This is a genomic window from Arthrobacter sp. 01T419 (assembly GCF_056398865.1).
Window position 1 is genome coordinate 165,920 of sequence record NZ_JBFTQF010000015.1, and the last position, 19,801, is coordinate 185,720.

Annotated in this window: 17 protein-coding genes; 5 read left to right on the plus strand and 12 right to left on the minus strand. The window is 64.1% G+C overall.

Annotated elements, in window-relative coordinates; genetic code table 11:
* Nucleotides 1-2: 2 nt before the first annotated feature.
* Nucleotides 3-1,535, minus strand: a complete 1,533-nt coding sequence (locus tag AC1DLO_RS18740; protein WP_476891647.1) for a purine-cytosine permease family protein — start codon at nt 1,533-1,535, stop codon at nt 3-5.
* A 109-nt stretch (nt 1,536-1,644) separates the two neighbouring features.
* Here AC1DLO_RS18740 and AC1DLO_RS18745 point away from each other — a divergent pair, with 109 nt between their 5' ends.
* Both AC1DLO_RS18745 and AC1DLO_RS18750 read left to right on the plus strand, forming a co-directional pair.
* Nucleotides 1,645-3,150: a PucR family transcriptional regulator gene (locus AC1DLO_RS18745; protein ID WP_476891646.1), complete on the plus strand. Its 1,506-nt coding sequence runs from the start codon at nt 1,645-1,647 to the stop codon at nt 3,148-3,150.
* A gap of 102 nt (nt 3,151-3,252) precedes the next feature.
* On the plus strand, nt 3,253-3,819 hold the full coding sequence (locus AC1DLO_RS18750) for a dihydrofolate reductase family protein (protein WP_476891645.1): 567 nt from the start codon (nt 3,253-3,255) through the stop codon (nt 3,817-3,819).
* A 31-nt stretch (nt 3,820-3,850) separates the two neighbouring features.
* Here the strand turns inward: AC1DLO_RS18750 and purU are convergent, their stop codons facing one another.
* The 7 genes from purU to glyA are packed head-to-tail and all read right to left on the minus strand — an operon-like array spanning nt 3,851 to nt 12,628.
* On the minus strand, nt 3,851-4,759 hold the full coding sequence (purU, locus tag AC1DLO_RS18755; RefSeq protein WP_184737686.1) for a formyltetrahydrofolate deformylase: 909 nt from the start codon (nt 4,757-4,759) through the stop codon (nt 3,851-3,853).
* A gap of 2 nt (nt 4,760-4,761) precedes the next feature.
* Entirely contained in the window at nt 4,762-6,153 is a 1,392-nt protein-coding gene (locus tag AC1DLO_RS18760; protein WP_476891644.1) for an L-serine ammonia-lyase, read from the minus strand.
* Nucleotides 6,153-6,788: a sarcosine oxidase subunit gamma gene (locus AC1DLO_RS18765; protein WP_476891643.1), complete on the minus strand. Its 636-nt coding sequence runs from the start codon at nt 6,786-6,788 to the stop codon at nt 6,153-6,155. The genes AC1DLO_RS18760 and AC1DLO_RS18765 overlap by 1 nt, the downstream gene beginning before the upstream one ends.
* Nucleotides 6,781-9,726, minus strand: coding sequence for an FAD-dependent oxidoreductase (locus AC1DLO_RS18770; RefSeq protein WP_476914563.1), 2,946 nt, complete (start codon nt 9,724-9,726; stop codon nt 6,781-6,783). Before AC1DLO_RS18770 ends, AC1DLO_RS18765 begins: the two co-directional genes overlap by 8 nt.
* The gene (locus AC1DLO_RS18775; RefSeq protein ID WP_184737694.1) at nt 9,723-10,037 is read right to left on the minus strand and encodes a sarcosine oxidase subunit delta; all 315 of its coding nucleotides are present in this window, start codon (nt 10,035-10,037) and stop codon (nt 9,723-9,725) included. The genes AC1DLO_RS18770 and AC1DLO_RS18775 overlap by 4 nt, the downstream gene beginning before the upstream one ends.
* A 24-nt stretch (nt 10,038-10,061) precedes the next feature.
* Nucleotides 10,062-11,282, minus strand: coding sequence for a sarcosine oxidase subunit beta family protein (locus tag AC1DLO_RS18780; RefSeq protein ID WP_476914564.1), 1,221 nt, complete (start codon nt 11,280-11,282; stop codon nt 10,062-10,064).
* Nucleotides 11,279-12,628, minus strand: coding sequence for a serine hydroxymethyltransferase (gene glyA / locus AC1DLO_RS18785; protein ID WP_476891640.1), 1,350 nt, complete (start codon nt 12,626-12,628; stop codon nt 11,279-11,281). Before glyA ends, AC1DLO_RS18780 begins: the two co-directional genes overlap by 4 nt.
* A gap of 153 nt (nt 12,629-12,781) precedes the next feature.
* Here glyA and AC1DLO_RS18790 point away from each other — a divergent pair, with 153 nt between their 5' ends.
* On the plus strand, nt 12,782-13,453 hold the full coding sequence (locus tag AC1DLO_RS18790; RefSeq protein ID WP_476891639.1) for a GntR family transcriptional regulator: 672 nt from the start codon (nt 12,782-12,784) through the stop codon (nt 13,451-13,453).
* A gap of 379 nt (nt 13,454-13,832) precedes the next feature.
* On the opposite strand, the gene AC1DLO_RS18795 is transcribed toward AC1DLO_RS18790, so the two are convergent.
* On the minus strand, nt 13,833-14,555 hold the full coding sequence (locus AC1DLO_RS18795) for an AraC family transcriptional regulator (RefSeq protein WP_476891638.1): 723 nt from the start codon (nt 14,553-14,555) through the stop codon (nt 13,833-13,835).
* 221 nt (nt 14,556-14,776) lie between these two features.
* Between AC1DLO_RS18795 and AC1DLO_RS18800 the strand changes: the two genes are divergently transcribed.
* Nucleotides 14,777-15,628: a phytanoyl-CoA dioxygenase family protein gene (locus tag AC1DLO_RS18800; protein ID WP_476914565.1), complete on the plus strand. Its 852-nt coding sequence runs from the start codon at nt 14,777-14,779 to the stop codon at nt 15,626-15,628.
* A gap of 26 nt (nt 15,629-15,654) precedes the next feature.
* Here AC1DLO_RS18800 and AC1DLO_RS18805 read toward each other — a convergent pair whose 3' ends face one another.
* Nucleotides 15,655-16,392, minus strand: coding sequence for a VOC family protein (locus tag AC1DLO_RS18805; RefSeq protein ID WP_476891636.1), 738 nt, complete (start codon nt 16,390-16,392; stop codon nt 15,655-15,657).
* Nucleotides 16,393-16,503: 111 nt separating this feature from the next.
* Between AC1DLO_RS18805 and AC1DLO_RS18810 the strand changes: the two genes are divergently transcribed.
* Complete coding sequence (locus AC1DLO_RS18810) at nt 16,504-17,328, plus strand: IclR family transcriptional regulator (RefSeq protein WP_184737710.1); 825 nt, start codon at nt 16,504-16,506, stop codon at nt 17,326-17,328.
* Here AC1DLO_RS18810 and AC1DLO_RS18815 read toward each other — a convergent pair.
* Both AC1DLO_RS18815 and AC1DLO_RS18820 read right to left on the minus strand, forming a co-directional pair.
* Nucleotides 17,325-18,461, minus strand: a complete 1,137-nt coding sequence (locus tag AC1DLO_RS18815) for an aromatic ring-hydroxylating oxygenase subunit alpha (protein WP_476891635.1) — start codon at nt 18,459-18,461, stop codon at nt 17,325-17,327. The two genes, AC1DLO_RS18810 and AC1DLO_RS18815, sit on opposite strands and share 4 nt — an antisense overlap.
* Before the next feature lie 45 nt (nt 18,462-18,506).
* Nucleotides 18,507-19,712: an NAD(P)/FAD-dependent oxidoreductase gene (locus AC1DLO_RS18820; protein ID WP_476891634.1), complete on the minus strand. Its 1,206-nt coding sequence runs from the start codon at nt 19,710-19,712 to the stop codon at nt 18,507-18,509.
* Between the last annotated feature and the right edge of the window lie 89 nt (nt 19,713-19,801).

The window sequence follows — 19,801 nt, forward strand, 5'->3', positions numbered from 1 at the left end:
TTTCAGTCGTTGACCAGATTGGCGACGGCGTCTTCCGCGAGAGGCTGCGACGTCGGAGCGGCTGCGGAAGTCGCTGCGGAAGAAGGCAACCGAAGGTATCGGGCATGCACCCGTGGGCCTAGAGCGCCGTAGACAGCCGCGGCGACAAGTCCGCCTGCCAGCCAGGACAGGTCAATGCCGCCCATGGCTGTGGCGATGGGACCCTGCATGATCGGCAGGACGCCGTACATGAACAGCCACGTGGCGAAGATGCCCACCAAGAGCGCGGTGATGCCTGCCCAGTTGAATGCCGGGAGCCGCCGGGTGCCCACGGGGTCGAAAAGGCGCTCGACACCCACGGGGTTGCGCTTGTCCACCCAGAGGTAGTGCACCAGCATGATGCCTCCCCACGCGGCCACCCAGGCCACGAGCCCGCCGAGCCAGGTGCTCAGCGTTGAGGCGAAGTCCTCCTGCAGGATGAAGAACACGACGCCGACCAAGGCGAGGAACCCGACGAAAATGTTTAAGGAACGGCGCTTGGCTTTGATGTCCAACGCCTGTGCAGCTACAGAAAACGTGTAGATGTTCAGGATGTTCGTTGCGATGGGACCATGCAGCACCAGGAAGAGCACCGGGATGGCCAGGACACCGAAATTGTCGACGATGAGGTGGCCGGGGTCGGCCGTGCCGCTCTTCGTGGCCAGGCTGGCTCCAAGGATGCCCAGCCATACGACCGGCAGGAATTGGCCGAATACCGAGGCGAGGTAGACCTTCCGCTTGGGGACGGACTTGCTGACGAATCGTGAATAGTCGGCCGCGTAGGTGAACCACGTGATGCCCCAGCCAATACCGATGACCGTCATGACGGTGGTCATGGCCGCGATCCTCGCCCCGCCTTCAAGGACAGCACCGGGAGGGCCCGCGTAGCCCCAATCGATGTTCATGCCGAACCAAGCAACGGCGGACATGGCGATCAGCACCACGATGGTGGGCGGCACGGTCCACTTTTCAAAAGCCGCGATCGCCTTGTAGCCGAACCAGGCGATGGTGACCTGGGCGGCCATGATCAGGAAGGCCACCAGGATCTTAGGTCCAACATTCGGCTGCTCCGGGTCGACCAGGCCGAGCTTGCCAAGCAGCGCCATCACCAGGTCCAGGATGATCCACGTATTGACGGCGCACCAACCGATTCCGAGGAGGGCCTGGATGGCGCTCGGGAGGTAGTTGCCGCGGCGGCCGAAGACGGCCCGGGCCAGGACCATGCCGGTGGCACCGGTCCGTTGCCCCAAGAGGACAAACAGGCCAAACAGTGCCATGCCGATCAGGTTTCCCACCACCAGGACGGTGACGGTATCGGCAAAGCCCAGTCCAAGCTGGACGCCGAGGGCCCCGAGGACCCAGTTGATGGGGGCAAGGTTTGCGCCTGCCCAGATCCAGAATTGGCCCGCTACGCTGCGGGTACGCGCTGATTCGGGAATGGACTGCAGGTTCTGTTCGACGTCGGTCTGCGCCGTTGCAGCCCCAGGCGTCGTCGCAGTGGATAAGTTCTCATGCATTGGGGGGAGCCTCCGTGTGTGAAAGGGACTCTTTCAATGTATGTGCCCCACATCACAGCAACAAGATACGATGTGTATGATAGTTCTCCACAATTAGTTACGGAGTGTCATGTCATTGTTGCTTGCCGATGCTTTCGAGCACGCCACCCTGAAAGCTGCGGAACCAGTCCTCCGGACCGATGTGCCCGATGCTCTGTCACGGCAACTCCGCTGGGTGCATTCGAGCGAAGTGCTGGACATCGCTCCCCTGCTGCGCGGTGGGGAGCTGCTCCTGAGCGGCGGACAGGCGCTCGCCACGGCTTCAGACGAGCGGCGCGTGGACTACGTCCGCCAGCTTGCGGCCCGCGGCATCACCGCACTGGCCATCGAAACGGGTCCGCTCCTGCCCGCGATACCGGACTCCATGCTCGAAGCCGGCCAGGACGCCGGACTGCCGATCATCGAATTGCGCAAAGTGGCCCCCTTCGTCGGCATCATGCAGGCCATCAACTCGCTGCTGGTCAGCGAATCGGTGGCCCAATTGCAGTTGGGAGACGAAACGAGCCATGCCATGGCGGCAGAACTTGCGCACGGCGGCGGACTGGACCAGCTCCTGGCCGTGCTGGCCAGCCGGACTGGTGCCAGCGCAAGGCTCGTCTCGCCGTCGGGCATCACCTTGGGAAGCGCAACGGCGGCCGGCCAGCCCGGTCCCAGCACCGTCACCACCGTCGATGTGCCCGTCCGCGGCGTGCTGGCCGCCCGCCTGGAGTTGGAAGTGCCCGACGACGGCGACGCCAACCTCGCCCGGGTGGCCGGCGAGCGGTGCGTCGATATCCTCGGCTTGGCACTGCTGCAGCGGATGCCACCCGGGCTCAAGGAGCTCGCCGGCATAGAACTCATGCGGGCCATCAGTTCGGGGACCCAATCATGGCGCCTCCAGCAATTGGGGCCGGCCTCGGGCTTTCCCGCCAGCAATCCGGTAGTCGCCGTCGTGGTGCGTTCCTCAGCGGCCGGACAGCTCCGGACACAGGTGGACGGAATTCTGCACGATGCGGTTTCGCAAAGTGCGAGCTATGCGGACAACGCCGAGTTGATCGCGCTTGCGGCACTCCCCCAGTCCGCGGCAGTAGCTTCGCGCATGACGCTCATGCAGGCGCTTCAGGCCCTGGATGTCCCGGACGGCTCAGCCATATCGGTGGGTCCTTTGGCGCAAGGAATCGGAGAGGCTTCATGGTCGCTTGCGGAGGCACGCCTGACGCTCGAACTCATCGCGAACGCTGGGACCGGGCCCGGATACGCGTCAGGAACCGGCTGGGGCGTGGTGGACGCCGAGGACTTCGCCGTGGAGCGCTTGGCAGAAGAAAGCCTCGACGCGGCCACCCGCGAGGGATTCGTGCGGCGGCAGCTTGGCGCCGTCGTCGAGCATGACGAGCAGCGGCGCTCGGAACTGATGCTGACGTTGGCGGTATGGCTCGATACCGGTTGCAATACCGCGCAAGCGGCACGGGAACTGCACTTGGAACGGCAGTCGATGCACCACCGGCTCCAACGGATTTTCGAGTTATGCGGCGGAGACCCGCGCGGAACGGGCCGGCTGGTAGCGTTTCACCTGGCAACCCGACTGGCGCGCCTCTAGGGTGGGGTCCCGATCACGGCCTGTTCCACCGGATCCCGGGGTGCTTCACTGGAAAGAACGACGGCGGCCACGTCGCCTTTCGGCGCCCCCGGAGGTACTCGAATGCGAAAGATCATCCTGATGATGTCGGTTTCTTTGGATGGATTCTTCGAGACGCTCGACCGGGACATCAGCTGGCACCTCGTCGATGACGAACTCCTCGGTTTTTTGAACGAGCAGTTCCGAGGGATGGGAGCCTTCATGTTCGGGCGCATCACTTACGGTGTGATGGCCGATTTCTGGAACACGGCCGATCAGAATGCCGACCTCTCGGCGCCCATGCTCGAGTTCGCCGGGATCTGGCGCGAGATGCCCAAGTTCGTGTTTTCGCGGACCCTGGCCCAGGCAGACTCCAACACCACGGTGATTCACGACGTCGTGCCTGAACAAATAGCGGAACTGAAGGCGCAGCCCGGCGGCGACATCGTCCTGAGCGGCGCCAAGGTGGCTTCCGCGCTAATGCGGCACGGCTTGATCGACGAATTCCGGATTCGCGTAAATCCCATTGTCCTCGGGCAGGGCCGGCCGCTGTTCGAGGATCCTGGAGTCCGGATGGACCTCAGGCTTGAGGGGACGCGCACCTTCCGCAACGGCGTGGTTTTGCTTCACTACTCGCGAAACGGCGCCTGAACGGCCCACCGTTTGGTGGGCCGTTCAAACCCTACTTCAGCACCACGGTCCTGCTCCCTTGCAGGATCACACGGCCTTCGCAGTGCCAGCGCACGGCGTTGCTGAGTGCTTTGCACTCGGTGTCGCGTCCGGCCGCGACCAGTTCGTCCGGCCCGAAGGTGTGGTCCACCTCCACCACTTGCTGGGCGATGATGGGTCCTTCGTCCAATTCCCCGTTGACGTAGTGGGCGGTGGCCCCTACCGTCTTGACGCCCCTGGCATGCGCTTGGTGGTATGGCTTGGCACCTTTGAAGCTGGGAAGGAACGAGTGATGGATGTTGATTGCCCGACCATCGAGCTTGCGGGCAAGATCGTCGCTGAGGACCTGCATGTAGCGGGCCAGGACCACCAGTTCGACGTCCAAGCGATCGATGAGATCCAGGAGTTGCCCCTCGGCCGCTGCCTTGGTGTCCGGGGTGACGGGCACATGGAAGAACGGAATGCCGTGCCATTCGACGGTCCGCCTGTGGTCCGGGTGGTTGGAGACTACCCCGACAATCTCGACGGGCAGTTCCCCGACGCGAGCCCGGAACAGGAGATCGTTGAGGCAATGCTCGAATTTGGAGACCATGATCAGCACCCGCCGTTTGGCCCCGTGGCGGTTCAGCTGCCAGCGCATCCCGAACTTCTCGGCAACAGGGGCGAAGGCTTCCCGGAGCGCGTCAATCGTCGATTCGTCCCCTTCCGAGGCGAAATGGACCCGCATGAAGAAGTGGCGGTCCAGCTGGGAGTCGAATTGCTTGCTGTCGATGATGTCGCAGCCGTGCTCCAGGAGGAAGCCGGAAACGGCGTGCACGATCCCCCGTGTCTCCGGGCAATCGAGCGTCAGGACATGCTCAACGGTGGTAGCCGGCAGCGCCGCTTCATGTCGCGGGGCGGTTTCATTTTGGGTCACAGTCATGGCTAGCACTCCACTACGTTGACGGCGAGGCCTCCGCGGGAGGTCTCCTTGTATTTGATTTTCATGTCCGCTCCTGTCTCTCGCATGGTTTTGATGGCTTTATCGAGGGATACTTTGTGGCTGCCGTCGCCGTGCAGGGCAAGGCGGGCGGCGTTGATGGCCTTCACGCTGGCGATCGCGTTGCGTTCGATGCACGGAATCTGCACCAGCCCGCCCACGGGATCGCAGGTGAGGCCGAGATTGTGTTCAATTCCTACTTCAGCGGCATTCTCGACTTGCTCGGGAGTGCCTCCGAGGACCTCGCAAAGGCCTGCCGCGGCCATCGAGCAGGCCGAGCCCACCTCACCTTGGCAACCGACTTCGGCGCCCGAAATGGAGGCGTTGATCTTGAACAGGATCCCGACGGCGGCCGCGGCGAGCAAGAAACGGACCACACCGTCGTCGTCGGCTCCTTGCACGAATTTCGTGTAGTAGTGCAGCACCGCCGGCACGATGCCGGCCGCACCGTTGGTCGGTGCCGTGACGATCCGGCCGCCCGCGGCGTTTTCCTCGTTCACGGCCAGCGCGAACAGGTTCACCCATTCCATGGCGAGCAGTGGGTCTGCCGAGCTTGAGCCCTGCAGTCCGGCGTCGGTGGCGGCGAGCGTCTTGAACAACGACGGCGCCCGTCGCCTCACGTTCAAGCCTCCCGGAAGGATGCCTTCCGCAGCGCAGCCGTTGTCCACGCATTCGCGCATGACGGCCCAGATGTGCAGCAATCGCTCGCGAAGTTCGGCCTCGCTGCGCCACACGAGTTCGTTGGCGAGCATGACATCGGAGATGGACATGTCCTCCCGTGCGCAGATCGCCAGGAGCTCGTCCGCGGTGCTGAAGGGATAGGGCAGCACGGTGTTGTCGGCGACGACTTTGTCGCTTCCAGACGCATCGCCGTCCACCACGAAGCCGCCGCCGATCGAGTAGTAGCTGCGCTCGCGCAGGACTTTCCCGGTGTGGTCCAGGGCGCGGAAAGTCATGCCGTTAGGGTGGGCAGGCAAAGATTTGCGCCGGTGCAGGACCACGTCTTCGTCCCAGTTGAAGTCCACGCGGTGATGCCCGGCTATCCGCAATTCGGCGTCCAGGGCGGCCGCGGCAACCTGGTCGTCGGCGGTGGACGTGTCCACCGTTTCCGGCGATTGGCCCTGCAGCCCCAGCACCACGGCCTTGTCCGAGCCGTGGCCGCGGCCGGTGGCGCCCAGCGAGCCGAAAAGCTCTGCCTGGACGCGCACCGTTGCCGCGAGTTGCCCGGAGGATTCCAGGCCGTCGGTGAACTGCTTTGCCGCCCGCATCGGGCCGACCGTGTGCGAAGACGACGGCCCGATGCCAATGGAAAACAGGTCAAGCACGCTCAGTGCCATCAGGGGACCTCGGGAGAGGCAAATTCCCTCATGCCGTCAAGCAGCCAACGGCCCAGGAAATCGGCGAACGAAGCCCTCGGGAAGATCCGGAAGCTGTCCTCCCCGGTCTTCAACAGCATCGCCGGGATGTTGCCGATTTCCGTGGCCAGGGCCGTCCCGGTGCGGAAGGCGCGGGGGTGCAAGTCCAGCGAGCACCCCTTCTCCAGGACGTCCCGGGCACGGATGCCGGAAAGCTCGAAGGTGGTGCGGTTGGCGGACAAGTCCACCACCTGGCCCGGGTCGTCGCCCAAGGCCTCCACCAATGCGCGGACAAGGTCTCCGCCCAGGGAATCGTGCGCCGATTCCGGTGCGACCACCAGGAATTCGTCCGGCCCAAGCCACAAGGTGGTGGCCCTCTCGTCCCCACTGGCCTCACCGCATGCCGCCGGCAGGCCGCCGGTCACGGACGCGAGGCGGGCTCCGGCGTCGGACGCCCGGTCAACCCGGACACCCACCATGGTCTGGAACGGGATCTCCTTCAACGCGACGGTTCCGGCCACGGAACCGGACTCGAAGGTCGGTGCCAGGTGCGACGCGGGGCTGCGGCGTGCCGCACGGAGCGTCTCGGGGTTTGCGGGTGTTGCTGTTTCAGCCATCTTTACGGGTCCCTTCAGCGTCGAAAAGTACGGTTTCTCCCACAACGACGTCCAGCAACTGGTCGCCGACGGAGGCCACCAGGGTCTCGCCGATCCGGTTGCGGCCGTTGGTGATGAGTGCCAGGCCGAAGGACCGGCCCAAAGCGGCACTGTGGTAGCTCGAGGTCACGAAGCCCTGCATCGGCACGGGGCCGTAGGCCGGGTTGACGGGGATTCCCTTTTCCACGAGCTGGGTGCCTTCCGGAAGACGGAACGAACCGTCCGCCGGGAGGACGCTGACCAGGTGCTTGCGGTCAGTGCGAACAGCATCCTCGCGGCTGTAAGAACGCTTGCCGATGAAGTCCTTGGCCTTGGAAACGATCCACTCCATCCCGGCATCCTGCGGGGTGACCGTGCCATCCGTGTCCTGCCCGACAATCGGGTAGCCCTTCTCGGCACGAAGCACGTGCATGGTCTCCGTGCCGTATGGGGTGATGTTGAACTCGGCACCTGCGGCAGCAACAGCTTCCCAGGTGTTGAGCCCATACCAGGACGGAACGTTGATTTCGTAGGCAAGCTCACCGGAGAACGAAATCCGGCAAACCCGTGCCTGCACTCCGGAGGCCAGCATGGTCTCCCGGAACGTCATGAACGGGAACGCTTCGGCGTCCAGTCCGCCGTCGGCCGCCAGTTGCGGCGCAACTTTGGCGATCACGGCGCGGGATTTGGGCCCGACGACGGCGATCGTCGTCCACTGTTCAGTCACCGAGGTGCACACCACGTCGAGTTCCGGCCACTCGGTCTGGTGCCACTCCTCGAGCCAGTCAAGGACCTTCGCGGCACCGCCGGTGGTGGTGGTCATGAAGTAGCGGCCCTCGTCGAGGCGCAAGGTCACGCCGTCGTCGAAGATCATGCCGTCCGGGGTGCACATGACCCCGTAGCGGGCAGAGCCCGGAGCGAGCTTCTTGAACGCGTTGGTGTAGATGCGGTTCAGGAATTCACCGGCATCCTTGCCTCGGATCTCGATCTTGCCCAAGGTGGTAGCGTCCATGAAGCCCACGGACTCCCGGACCGCGGCGCATTGGCGGAGCACGGCGGCGTCCATGTCCTCGCCCGCTTGCGGGTAGTACCACGGCCGCTTCCACTGGCCGACGTCCTCGAAGAGCGCTCCCTGGGCGACATGCCAGGGGTGGATCGAGGTCACTCGGGCGGGATCGAAAAGCTCGCCGCGCTGGCGTCCGGCCAACGCCGCGAATGCCACCGGTGTGAACGGTGCCCGGTACGTCGTGGTCCCGATGTCGCCGATGCCGCGTGATGCTTCGCCGGCCTGCTTGAGGGCCGCGGCGATCACGCCGATGGCGTTGACGCCGGAGGTCTTGCCCTGGTCGTTGGCGGTGCTGATGGAGGTGTACCGCTTGATGTGTTCCACCGAGCGCATTCCGGCCCCGGTGGAACGGAGCACGTCAGCCACGGACTGGTCGCGCTGGAAGTCGACGAAGTGGTGGTGCCACTCCCCCGCGTTTCCGCTCTGGCCCGGCACCAGCCACAACTGGCGGGTCGGGGCAGAGGCAACGGGCGCCTTCGTCTCGGCGGGGACCGTCTGGGTGCTGAACCCTGCGGCGATGGCGGCCGCGGCACCCGCGGAGACGCCTTCGCCCAGGCAGTCCCCGAGCTCGTAGCTTCCGCGTCCTGCGCCGGCCAAGTGCTGGTCCTTGACGACGGAGCTCGGCACGAATCCAGCCAGGTCATCGTCCCAACGCAACTTCCCCTGGCGCTGGCTGTGGAGGTGAACTACAGGACTCCAGCCGCCGGAAACCGCCAGCAGATCGCAAGCGAGCCGTTCGACGCCGGAGGTGACTTCGCCGTCGTCGTTGAGGCTGCGGATGGTGACGCCGTCGATCCGGCCGTTCTCCCCCGCGCCGGAGGTATCGGCGACTGCGCTGCCGACGAGGACGCGGATGCCGCTTTCAACGGCGGCTGCCGCTTTGTCGCTGAGCTTCGGGCGGGCGTCGACGACGGCGGCGACCTTGACACCCGCGGCCAGCAGATCGGCGGCCAAAAGGTAGGCGGAATCGTTCGTGGTGCCGATGACGACACGCCGCCCGGCTGCGACGGCGTAGCGGTTGAGGTAGCTACGGACCGCCGAGGCCAGCATGATGCCCGGGCGATCGTTGTTTTCGAAGACGAGCGGACGCTCGTGCGCGCCGGGGGCCAGGATTACCTGCTTAGCACGGATGTGCCAAATACGCTGGCGGGAGACACCGTCCGCGGCCGGGCTGCTGAGGTGGTCCGTACGGTTCTGTGCCGCGATCACATAGTTCGCGTCATAGGAGCCGAAGGCAGTGGTGCGGTTGAGGACGGTGCATTCGGCCGCGGAGACGAGCTCGGCTTCCACGTCGGCGATCCATTCCAGGGCCGGCTTGCCTTCGATCACTTCGGCGAGTTCCGGGGCGGTGGAGCTGGAAAGCAGCGAGCCGCCGAGTTCGGGCTGGTCGTCGATCAGGATGACCCGGGCGCCGGTGCGGACCGCTTCGCGGGCTGCCGCGAGGCCGGAAACTCCGCCGCCAACCACCAGGACGTCGGCGTGGACGTATTTCTTGTCGTATTCCGCACGGTCCTCGTTGGGATCCAGCTTGCCGAGGCCGTTCAGGAGCTCCACGTTGAGCCCGTCCACGAGGGACACGGCGGTCGCGGGAAGCATCGACTCGGCGACGTGGCCGGGAAAGCGGGCAGCCACCTTGACCAAGGCGTTGGATTCTTCCACTCCGGCGGACATGATGCCGCGGGGGCGATTCTCATAGAGCGAGTTGCCGACGCTGATGCGGCCGTTGGCAAGCAGTGCCGAGGCAATGGTGTCTCCCGGGTGTCCGGTGTATTCCTGGCCATCGACGGTGAACTGCCAGGCGATGCTGCGGTCGATGCGGCCGCCGGCGGCGAGGCGGGCGTTCTGCGGGGTCACTTTGTCGCTCCTTCCGAAGTGGTGGCTGCTGTGGTGTTCGCATCAGGGCGCGGCTCGCCCATTTTGTAGATGGCCTGGATGTCATAGCTGACGGTGTCGCGGAGCATGTTGAACCATTGGCGGCAACCGGTGCTGTGGACCCAGCGTTCGGCGAAGGCACCTTTCGTGTTGTCGCGGTAGAACAGGTACTCGGCCCATTGGCGGTCCGTCAGCGCGTCCGGGTTCTCCGGGTACGCCACGTGGGCCTGGCCGCCGTAGTGGAATTCTGTTTCGTCTCGTGGCCCGCAATTGGGGCAGCTGATGAGCAGCATGGTTGGTCTCCTAAAGGGCTGCGGCTAGTGGGCGACGGCGGCGGCGCCGTGTTCGTCGATCAGGGCACCGGTCTCGAAGCGTTCCAGCGAAAAAGGCTTGTTGAGCTTGTGCGGAGTGCCGGTGGCGATGGTGTGGGCGAAGGTCAAGCCGGCAGCGGGCGTGCCTTTGAAGCCGCCGGTTCCCCAACCACAGTTGACGAACATGTTCTCCACCGGAGTGGTGCCGATGATCGGCGAGGCATCCATGGTGGTGTCCACGATTCCGCCCCAGGTCCGGAGCACGTGGGCGCGGGCAAAGATCGGGAAGAGTTCGACGGCGRCAGCCATCTGGTGCTCGATCACGTGGAAGGAACCGCGTTGGCCATAGCCGTTGTAGGAGTCGACCCCGGCGCCCATGACCAGTTCGCCCTTGTGGGCTTGGGAAACGTAGACATGCACGTGGTTGGACATGACCACCGTGGGGTGGACGGGCTCGTGCAATTCGGACACCAACGCCTGGAGGGGGTGCGACTGGATCGGGAGGCGGAAACCGGCCATTTCGGCCAGGACCGAACTGTGGCCCGCCGCGGCCAGGCCAACTTTTTCGGTGTGGATGGTTCCTTGATTGGTCTTGACGCCCACCACGCGGTTGCCGTCCTTGAGGAAGCCGGTCACTTCGCAGTTTTGGATGATGTCCACGCCGAGTTCATCGCACTTGCGGGCGAAAGCCCAAGCCACGTGATCGTGCTTCGCGATGCCGGCCCGGGGCTGGTAGGTGGCACCCATGACCGGGTAGCGGATGTTGTCGCTGATGTTCAGGATGGGGCAGAGTTCCTTGACTTGCTGCGGGTCCAGCCATTCGGCGTCGACCCCATTGAGCTTGTTAGCGCCGACGCGGCGGACGCTTTCGCGGACGTCGCCCAGGGTGTGGGCGAGGTTCATGACGCCGCGCTGGCTGAAGAGGAAATCGTATTCAAGTTCCTCGGGCAGGATCTCCCAGAGCTTCAGCGCGTGCTCGTAGATGGCAGCGCTCTCGTCCCAAAGGTAGTTGGAGCGAATGATGGTGGTGTTCCTGGCCATGTTGCCGCCGGCCAGCCAGCCCTTTTCCAGGACGGCGATGTTGGTCATGCCGTGGTTCTTGGCCAGGAAGTACGCGGTGGCCAGGCCGTGGCCGCCGCCGCCCACGATCACCGCGTCGTAGGAAGCCTTGGGCTCCGGGTTACGCCACAGGAAATCCGGGTGTTCGGGGAGGTGGTCTGCGCTCATTGGGCTGCTCCAATCATTTCTGCCTCAAGTTCGGTGGCAGCGGCGTCGTTGCCGGTCTGGGAAAGATGCGGGTAAAGGGGGAACTTCTCCGCCAGCGCGGTAACCCTCGCACGGAGTTCGACGGCGGTGTGGTCACCCAGGGTGCCGCTGGTCGCCGCGGCGATGAGCGCCGTCGCAATGATGTCTGCCACCTCGGCGAATTCTTCGGCCCCGAAGCCGCGGGCGGCGAGTGCCGGGGTTCCAATCCGGAGTCCGGATGAGACCATTGGCGGGCGGGGGTCGAACGGGACGGCGTTGCGGTTCACGGTGATGCCGATGCGGTGCAAAGTGTCCTCGGCCTGCTGTCCGTCCAGTTCCGAGTGGCGAAGGTCAACGAGGACCAGGTGGACGTCGGTGCCGCCGTTAACCACCGAGATTCCTGCCGCGGCCACGTCTTCTTTCAGTAGCCGCTCCGCGAGGAGCTTGGCGCCTTCCAGCACTCGTACTTGGCGTTCCTGGAACTCGGGTTCTGCAGCCATCTTGAACGCGACAGCCTTGGCAGCGATCACGTGCTCCAGCGGGCCGCCCTGCTGGCCCGGGAAGACTGCGCTGTTGATCTTGCGTGCGTACTGTTCCTTGGAAAGGATCACCCCACCGCGGGGGCCGCCGAGGGTCTTGTGGGTCGTGGTAGTCACGACGTCGGCGTACGGCACCGGGTTGGGGTGGAGGCCCGCGGCCACCAGGCCGGCGAAGTGCGCCATATCCACCATGAGGTACGCGCCCACGAGGTCGGCGATCCGGCGGAACTCAGCGAAATCCAAGTGGCGCGAGTACGCGGACCAGCCGGCAACGATCAGCTTCGGGCGGTGTTCCAGGGCCAGGGCTTCAACTTCCGCCATGTCCACCCGGAGGTCAGATTCGCTGACGTGGTACGGGATGACCTTGTACAGCTTGCCGGAGAAGTTGATGCGCATGCCGTGGGTCAGGTGGCCGCCGTGTGCGAGGTCGAGGCCCATGATGGTGTCCCCCGGCTCGAGGAGCGCGAACATGGCCGCGGCGTTGGCCTGGGCGCCGGAGTGCGGCTGGACGTTTGCGGCTTCTGCACCGAAGAGGGTCTTCACGCGGTCGATGGCCAACTGTTCGATGACGTCCACGTGCTCGCAGCCGCCGTAGTAGCGCTTGCCCGGGTAGCCTTCGGCGTACTTGTTGGTCAGGACCGAGCCCTGTGCTTGGATGACGGCTGCAGGGGCGAAGTTTTCGGAGGCGATCATTTCCAGCGTGGACTGCTGCCGGATGAGTTCCTGGGCGATCGCCTGCTCAACCTCCGGGTCCGCCTCAGCGAGCGGGCGGATCAGCGGTTCAACCATCATGTTCTCCTTTTGAGATACTTATATTTACTGACTAATCAGCAACTGATATATTAGAACTATTGCCATAGTATGTTGAAGATCACATAACCGTCAACAGCCCGGCAATAACTGATCCGCCAGACTTGAAGTGCGGCAAACGGGAGAGAGCACATGAGCACTGCATTGGAAGCGCTGGACACGGGCACACAGGGGACGTCCTTGGCGGAAAACGCCTACTTGCTCCTCCGCGACCGGCTCATCATGCTGGACATCAAACCCGGCGACCCCATCAACGACGGCCAGATTGCCGCCGAGCTCGGCATCGGACGGACACCCGTGCGCGAAGCCATCAAGCGCCTCGAAAGCGACCATTTGGTGGTGTCATACCCTCGCCGCGGAACCTTTGCCACCGGCGTCGACATCACCCAACTAGCGGACGTCTCCGAAATCCGGGAACTGCTTGAGCCTCTGGCGTCACGTCGGGCAGCCCGCATGGCCAGCCCCAGGCTGCGGGATGAACTGCGCGAGGTCGCCGCCGCCATCAGCGGTCTGGAAGCACACGACGCCGGCCAGCAGGAACTCATGCGCTACGACATCCAGGTGCACCGGCTCATCTACAAAGCCGCTGCCAATCCGCACCTCGAGGACGTGCTGATCCGCTACGACAACCTCGCAACACGCATCTGGTGCCACATGCTGGACAAGATGCCCTCCGTGACGGGCCACGTCGCAGAGCACGCGGAATTGCTCACCGCGATCGCCGACGGCGACGAAGACCGCGCAGCTGCACTCGCCCTGCACCACGTGGTGAGTTTCGAAGAGACCATCCGGAAGGTGCTCTAGGTTCGACCGGTGCTCTAGGTTCGGGGCATACCGCTGTCCCTAGCCGTTTCTCTTCCAGTGCTTGGGCCACTTCACGTTCAACAGCAGCAACCCCAGTAAGAGCGAGTCGACTGTCATTACCCCCGCCATGAGGTATGCCCAACCGGCCATCATGGCCCCTTCACCACCAGTCGGCCCGAGGTGCGGGGTTGCATCAGAACACGCATACCAATCTCCTGACTTGGATCCCCCAGTCAATCGATAGTTCATCAAGTGTGGCACGACGGCGCCTAAGAAGGAACGGTTTTAAGCGATCGACGGCGGGCCGCACTGAAAGGTGTGGGCCGCTGTCGTGCGGGTCTAAGGGTTGAACATGTGCGGTCGATGGGGCCGGCCAGCCTCACGCGTCAGGGGCCAGGCCGGGAAGTCGGGATTGTTGCCGCCGGAATTCAGTGGGCGCAACGCCGACATGCTGGGTGAACAACCGCGTGAAATACGCAGGATCTTCATAACCAATGCGGCTGGCCACCTTGCCAACGGGCAACGAACCTTCGGCCAGCAGTGACTGCGCCTGAGAGATCCGTGTCCCAAGGATGTAGTTCAAGGGGCTCAGGCCGGTCGATGCACGGACGATGCACCTCAACTCGGTGAGCGAGACCCCGGCCGCTCCGGCACGGTCGGCCATGGCCATGGGCCGGAACGCTGTGCTTTTCAAAGTGGCCAGTACCTGACGGTCCCGGCCAATGGGTGCAGCATCCGCAACTCCCGAGGCCAGAAAGGCGAGGAGCAGCCGCTGGGTGGCAACCGACGCTTCGACGCTCCCGCGCAGCCCCACCGTGGACAGAGCGGCGTGAAGTTCAGCAAACACGGCCGCAACCCGCTCCGGCATTGCCCGCAGCCCAGTGACTGGCCGACCCGGGTCAAGAATTCCCAGATCTCGGTAAAGCTGGACACCTGCACCAGTGAACAAAACCCAGTGTTCGGTCCACCCATCCTTGTCGGGACCATAGGTGTGGGGAACGCCTGGAGGCACTGAGATCAAGGCCGGAGCGCGTACCGCCTTTTTGGGCTCTCGCGGCTCCCCCCCGACGTACCAGCCCGTCCCCGATGAAATGTAGACCACCGCGTGGCAGGGGAGCTTCCTGTCCCTCGGAGATGGGGCCGTGGCAACCTGCTCTCCCGCCCCGAGACAGCCGACAGCCGCGTGGCCCAACGTTAATGGCGACGTCGAATAGAGCGCCCAATGTTGCGAATAATCCAAGGCGTGGTCCTGACCCGCGAAAATCCAACGATTTCTGACAATAGTCCATGGAGTATTGTCCAAGCCTGAACGAGGCTATCAGCATGGTCACATCAAACGGGTACGAATTGGACGATTCACCGGTACGCCTCGGCTACCTTAAGCCGGTCCCCACAGCGGAACGCGACGATAGGGGTTCCCTATGGTCTAGGCTTCGCCGGGACGGCTACCTCTATCTCACCAACCATCTTGACCCGAGCATGGTCGAATCGTTCCGGGAGTACTACTTTTCACAAATGGTCGGCACGGGGCTGCTCGAACCCGGAACCGATCCGGCCACCGGGGTCGGCGCGAGCGGCGCCGTCGACCTCGGGAAGGTGCGGGAAATCCTCTTCGGCGAAATCGTCCCCGGCGCCGTTTACGCGGCGTTGACCAGCCATCCGGCCATCCGCGGATGGTTCGAATGGTTCCTGGAAGGTGAAGTCCACCTTCACAAGCGCAAGATTATCCGCCACATCCGTCCGGGAGAGGCCGGCATCGGTACGGCAACCCAGGCACACTACGACTTGATCTATCTACGCGAAGGCAGCGAACGTGTTCTTTCCATGTGGATCCCGCTTGGTGACTGCCCCGTCGAGATGGGCGGGCTGACCTATCTGGAAGGAAGCCACCACTGGGCGATGGCCGACGAACGTGAGCGTGGACTGCAGCGTCCAGCTGCCTCAATGACCGCGGACCTGCCAGCGCTGGCCAACGAGCACGACGGCCGCTGGCTACTCGCCAACTACCGCGCTGGCGACGTTATGGTCCATTCCTCGTACATGGTGCACGCAGGGAGCGACAACGTCGACTCAGCCAACCGGATCCGCCTCTCCACCGACATTCGCTACCAGCGGGCTTCGGAACCGATCGATTGGCGTTGGCAGGAGCACTGGAACTACGACGATGGCCTCTAGGCTCCACAGTCACCCAGGGCGCTGCCTCAGCCCGGGGTGAGGACGCAGAACTCGTTGCCCTCAGAGTCGGCGAGGCACACCCACGGCACATCGCCCTGGCCGACGTCGGCGTCCGTGGCGCCCAGGGTCCGCAGCCGGGCCACCTCCGATGCTTGATCGTCGCCGGGGTACGGCCTCAGGTCCAGATGGACACGGCCACACACGGAGTTCACGGTGGGTGTGCGAACGAACTCCAGATACGGCCCGACACCCTTGGCCGAACGGAGCCTCGCAAGATCGTCGGTCACCTCGTGCAGGGTCCAGTCCATCGCCTCGCCCCAGAACCGGGCCATGGCCCGCGGATCCGCACAATTGACTACCACCGCGGCGATCGGCCCGGTGTCCCCGTAGAGCGGTCGAGGTTCCAGCACGCAGAACAGGTTGCCCTCCGGATCGGCCAGAACCCTCCAAGGCACATCCCCCTGGCCGACGTCGGCGGGTGTTGCACCGAGCTCCACAAGGCGCGCAACCAGCTCCGCCTGATGGGCCTCAGAGGTGGTGGCGAGATCGAGGTGCGCGCGGTACCTCACCGTCTCGGGGTCCGGGACGGTGACGACATCGACGCAGACGGCAACGGGATCCGGCAAGACGACGCCCACGGGTTCAACATTTGTCACACCGGGTCCTTCGCTGGAAACACCCCAGCCGAGGGCGCCCGCCCAAAACCGGCCGAGCGCCGAGTCATCCCGAGCCTTGAAATTCACCTGAACAAGTCTCAACGCCATACCGCCCGATCCTATAGCCATGAAAATCCCGATATGGGAGGCACGCCAGCGTCACGAGACACGCAGCCCAGAGTGACCGCCCACTTGACCGCGTTTGAGACGATGAACCACATGGACGCTGACTCACTGCTTGCCAACGACCCCGACACCGATTCCGCCGGCGCGCACCATGCCGGTGTGCAGTCCGTGGACCGGGCCATCACTGTGCTCGAAATCCTGGCCCGAAACGGTGACGCCGGCGTGAGTGAGATCGCGGAGGAAATGGGCGTCCACAAATCAACGGCGTCGCGACTGCTGAGCGCCCTGGATGCCCGCGGCATGGTGCAGCAGAACCACGAGCGCGGAAAATACCAACTCGGTTTCAACATACTGCGCTTGGCTAGTGCCATCCCGGCCCGCCTCAGCCTGGTCAGGGAGGCCCGGGAAGATCTCGAAGCCCTCGCCGAAAAGTTCGCTGAGACCGCGAACTTGGCCGTGCTGCGGTCAAACTTCGCGGTCAACGTGGACCAGGCCATTGGCCCCAACACGCTCGGCACGCAGGACTGGATCGGCGGCCTCACCCCGCTTCATGCCACATCCAGCGGCAAGGTCATGCTTGCCGCCCTGCCACCCGCGACGCGCGACCGTGTCCTCAGGGAGGCCGGCCAGGCCCAATACACGGCACAGACCATCACGGACCGCGACGAGCTGGAGCAGCAAATGCCAGTCATTGCGGAAGCCGGGTACGCCGTCACCTACGAAGAACTCGAACGCGGTCTCAACGCCGTAGCCGTTCCCATCCGCAACCACAGCGGCACCGTGATCGGAGCGATCAGCCTTTCCGGCCCCGCGTTCCGTTTCGAACCCGAAAAAATACCCGGCCTCCTTGATGCGCTCAAGCAGGCCGGGCATTCAATCAGCGTGAAGATGGGTTACACCGCAGCCAGCGGCGGCTAACCCTCCGCCGGGACGTCCGCGATCTTGCCGGTGACCCAGCTGTGGAACGCCTCAATGTGGTGCTCGCTCGGCACCAGGACGCCGCCCTTGGCATAGATCTTGGAGCCCATGGCCGGCTGGCAGCGTTCGCAGGCGTCGAAGTCCTGCTCGTTGACCCGGTGGAACAGCTCAACCGATGCCGAGACGTCCTTACCTGATTCCACCACGCTGGGCAGGTACAGCCAGTCGCATTCGACGATCGTGTGGTCCGCCGCCAGTGGAAACATGCGGTGGATGATGACGTGGTCCGGGACCAAGTTGACGAAGACGTTCGGCTTGATGGTCACTGCGTAGTAGCGGCGATCCTGGTCATCGCCGACTCCGGGAATGCGGTCCAGGCCCTCGGAGCCGTCAATCGTGAAGCCCTTGATGTCCTCGCCGAACTCGGCGCCGTGGCCCACAAAGTACTGGGCCGCCAGCCCGTCGGCGAACTCCGGCAGGACTTCGGTCAGCTCGGGGTGGATCGTGGCGCAGTGGTAGCACTCCATGAAGTTCTCAATGATGAGCTTCCAATTGGCCTTCACGTCATACTTGATGCGGCGGCCGAGGCTCAGGTTGGCGATGTCGTAGTCGTCAACGGCCCGCAGGTCCCCGAGGCGCTCCTCGATGGCCCCCATCACGTCTTCTTCGAACGACGGCGGCTCATCCGCGAGGCAAACCCAGACGTAGCCCATGTATTCACGGGCGTGGACCTTGACGAGTCCGTATTCGTTGCGGTCGATATCCGGCATCTTGGTCAGGTTGGGGGCGGCGATGAGCTTCCCCTCGAGGTCGTAGGTCCAGGCGTGGTAGGGGCACTGGAACGAACGGTTGGCTTCGCCGGACTCCTCCATGCACAGCTTCACGCCGCGGTGCCGGCAGATGTTGTAGAACGCGCGGATCTCTCCCTTGCGGGTGCGGTTGATGAGCACGCTCTCGCGGCCGATCTGCACGGTTTTGAACGAGCCGGCTTTTTCCAGGTCCGCGGTCCGCACTGCGCAGAACCACATTTGTTCGAAGATGTGTTCCTGCTCGGCGCGGAAGATGTCTTCGCTGACATACGTGTGGCCGGGAAGAGTGGGGATCAGGCTGGGGGAAACAACTTCAGTGGTCATGCTGACTCCTATTCAGTGATGAACGTGGTTGAGGCTTGGAAATGCTTATGGGGTTGCCAGGGCGGTCTGGGCGGTGCGCGCGTTGTGCGCATTGAGTTGCCGGCGCCAACGGGTGAACAGACGCGGCTGGTTCACCCCGAGGACGCCCACCGGTTCATCCCCCCGGTAGTACACGGCGAGGAAGCTGTGGTTCTCGAGCTCCCCTGCCTCGATCTGGACGCGTTCGGCGTCCCGGGCGTGGCCGGCGAACTGAAGCGTCACCCCGTACTGGTCGGACCAGAAGTACGGCAGGTTGAGCGGTTGGGCTGCGGCTGAGTGGTCCAGGAGGCCGGCGACGGCAATGGCTGCGCGTTCCTGGGCGCCGCTCCAATGCTCCACACGGTGGTGCCGGCCGCTGCGTTCGTCGAACCAGGCCGCACAGTCTCCCACGGCAACCACCCCGGGCACGTTGGTTCGGCCCATCGAATCGCACGTGACGCCGTCGTCGATCGCCAGGCCCGAACCGGCCAGCCACCCGACATTGGGGACGGCCCCGATTCCGAGGAGTACGACGTCGGCAGAACGGTACTGTCCGTCGCTCAGCCGGACGCCGGTCACATTTCCTTCGCAGCTGTAATACGAGTCGATTCCAGTGTCACAAATCAGTTCCACGCCATTGATTCCGTGGAGCGTGGCCAAGGCGGCAGCCATCTCCGCGCCGAGCGGAGCGCTCAGGGGCATCGGGCTTTTGCAGATGATGGTCACGTCCATTCCAAGGCCCTTGGCTGTCGATGCAACCTCCGCGCCGATGAATCCGGCGCCCACTACCAACAGGCGGCCACCGGGAACGAGTTCCGGAGCCAGATCCTGGGCATCCTCGAGGGTCCGCAGCGTAAAGACATTGGACAAGCCTGCAAGTTCGGGCAGCGTGCGGGCCGAGGCCCCCGTGGCAATCACGACGCCGTCAGCCACCACCGCGCTTCCGTCTCCGAGGGTGATGGTCCTGGTGGCTGCGTCAAAGCTCCGCGCAGGCGTGCCCAGCAGCCATTCAGCCTGCAGGGGATCATCTGCTCCAGGTTCTTCCGCTTCCAACATCAAGTGGTTGACACCGATTTTTCCTGCCAGGAATTCCTTGGACAGGGGCGGTCGGTCATAGGGCCGCTGCTGTTCATCGCCAATGATGAGCAGCCGGCCACAAAAGCCTTGCGCCCTGGCTGCGCGGGCAGCGGAAAGACCCGCCAATGATGCCCCCACAATCGCCAATGTCTCCATGGCTTCCTCCTCGCCGAGCCGTTCGAAAATTCATTGCGCATTACGCAACAAACTTCATTATGCGAAACAGCGTGACGGACTTCACAACG

What these genes read in the sequence shown, in the direction of transcription:
- AC1DLO_RS18805 (WP_476891636.1), bottom strand. Translation starts at nt 16,392, where the DNA reads ATGGCGTTGAGACTTGTTCAGGTGAATTTCAAGGCTCGGGATGACTCG.
- AC1DLO_RS18740 (WP_476891647.1), bottom strand. Translation starts at nt 1,535, where the DNA reads ATGCATGAGAACTTATCCACTGCGACGACGCCTGGGGCTGCAACGGCG.
- AC1DLO_RS18760 (WP_476891644.1), bottom strand. Translation starts at nt 6,153, where the DNA reads ATGGCACTGAGCGTGCTTGACCTGTTTTCCATTGGCATCGGGCCGTCG.
- AC1DLO_RS18810 (WP_184737710.1), top strand. Translation starts at nt 16,504, where the DNA reads ATGGACGCTGACTCACTGCTTGCCAACGACCCCGACACCGATTCCGCC.
- AC1DLO_RS18815 (WP_476891635.1), bottom strand. Translation starts at nt 18,461, where the DNA reads ATGACCACTGAAGTTGTTTCCCCCAGCCTGATCCCCACTCTTCCCGGC.
- AC1DLO_RS18820 (WP_476891634.1), bottom strand. Translation starts at nt 19,712, where the DNA reads ATGGAGACATTGGCGATTGTGGGGGCATCATTGGCGGGTCTTTCCGCT.
- AC1DLO_RS18765 (WP_476891643.1), bottom strand. Translation starts at nt 6,788, where the DNA reads ATGGCTGAAACAGCAACACCCGCAAACCCCGAGACGCTCCGTGCGGCA.
- AC1DLO_RS18775 (WP_184737694.1), bottom strand. Translation starts at nt 10,037, where the DNA reads ATGCTGCTCATCAGCTGCCCCAATTGCGGGCCACGAGACGAAACAGAA.
- AC1DLO_RS18800 (WP_476914565.1), top strand. Translation starts at nt 14,777, where the DNA reads ATGGTCACATCAAACGGGTACGAATTGGACGATTCACCGGTACGCCTC.
- AC1DLO_RS18790 (WP_476891639.1), top strand. Translation starts at nt 12,782, where the DNA reads ATGAGCACTGCATTGGAAGCGCTGGACACGGGCACACAGGGGACGTCC.
- AC1DLO_RS18750 (WP_476891645.1), top strand. Translation starts at nt 3,253, where the DNA reads ATGCGAAAGATCATCCTGATGATGTCGGTTTCTTTGGATGGATTCTTC.
- glyA (WP_476891640.1), bottom strand. Translation starts at nt 12,628, where the DNA reads ATGGTTGAACCGCTGATCCGCCCGCTCGCTGAGGCGGACCCGGAGGTT.
- purU (WP_184737686.1), bottom strand. Translation starts at nt 4,759, where the DNA reads ATGACTGTGACCCAAAATGAAACCGCCCCGCGACATGAAGCGGCGCTG.
- AC1DLO_RS18745 (WP_476891646.1), top strand. Translation starts at nt 1,645, where the DNA reads ATGTCATTGTTGCTTGCCGATGCTTTCGAGCACGCCACCCTGAAAGCT.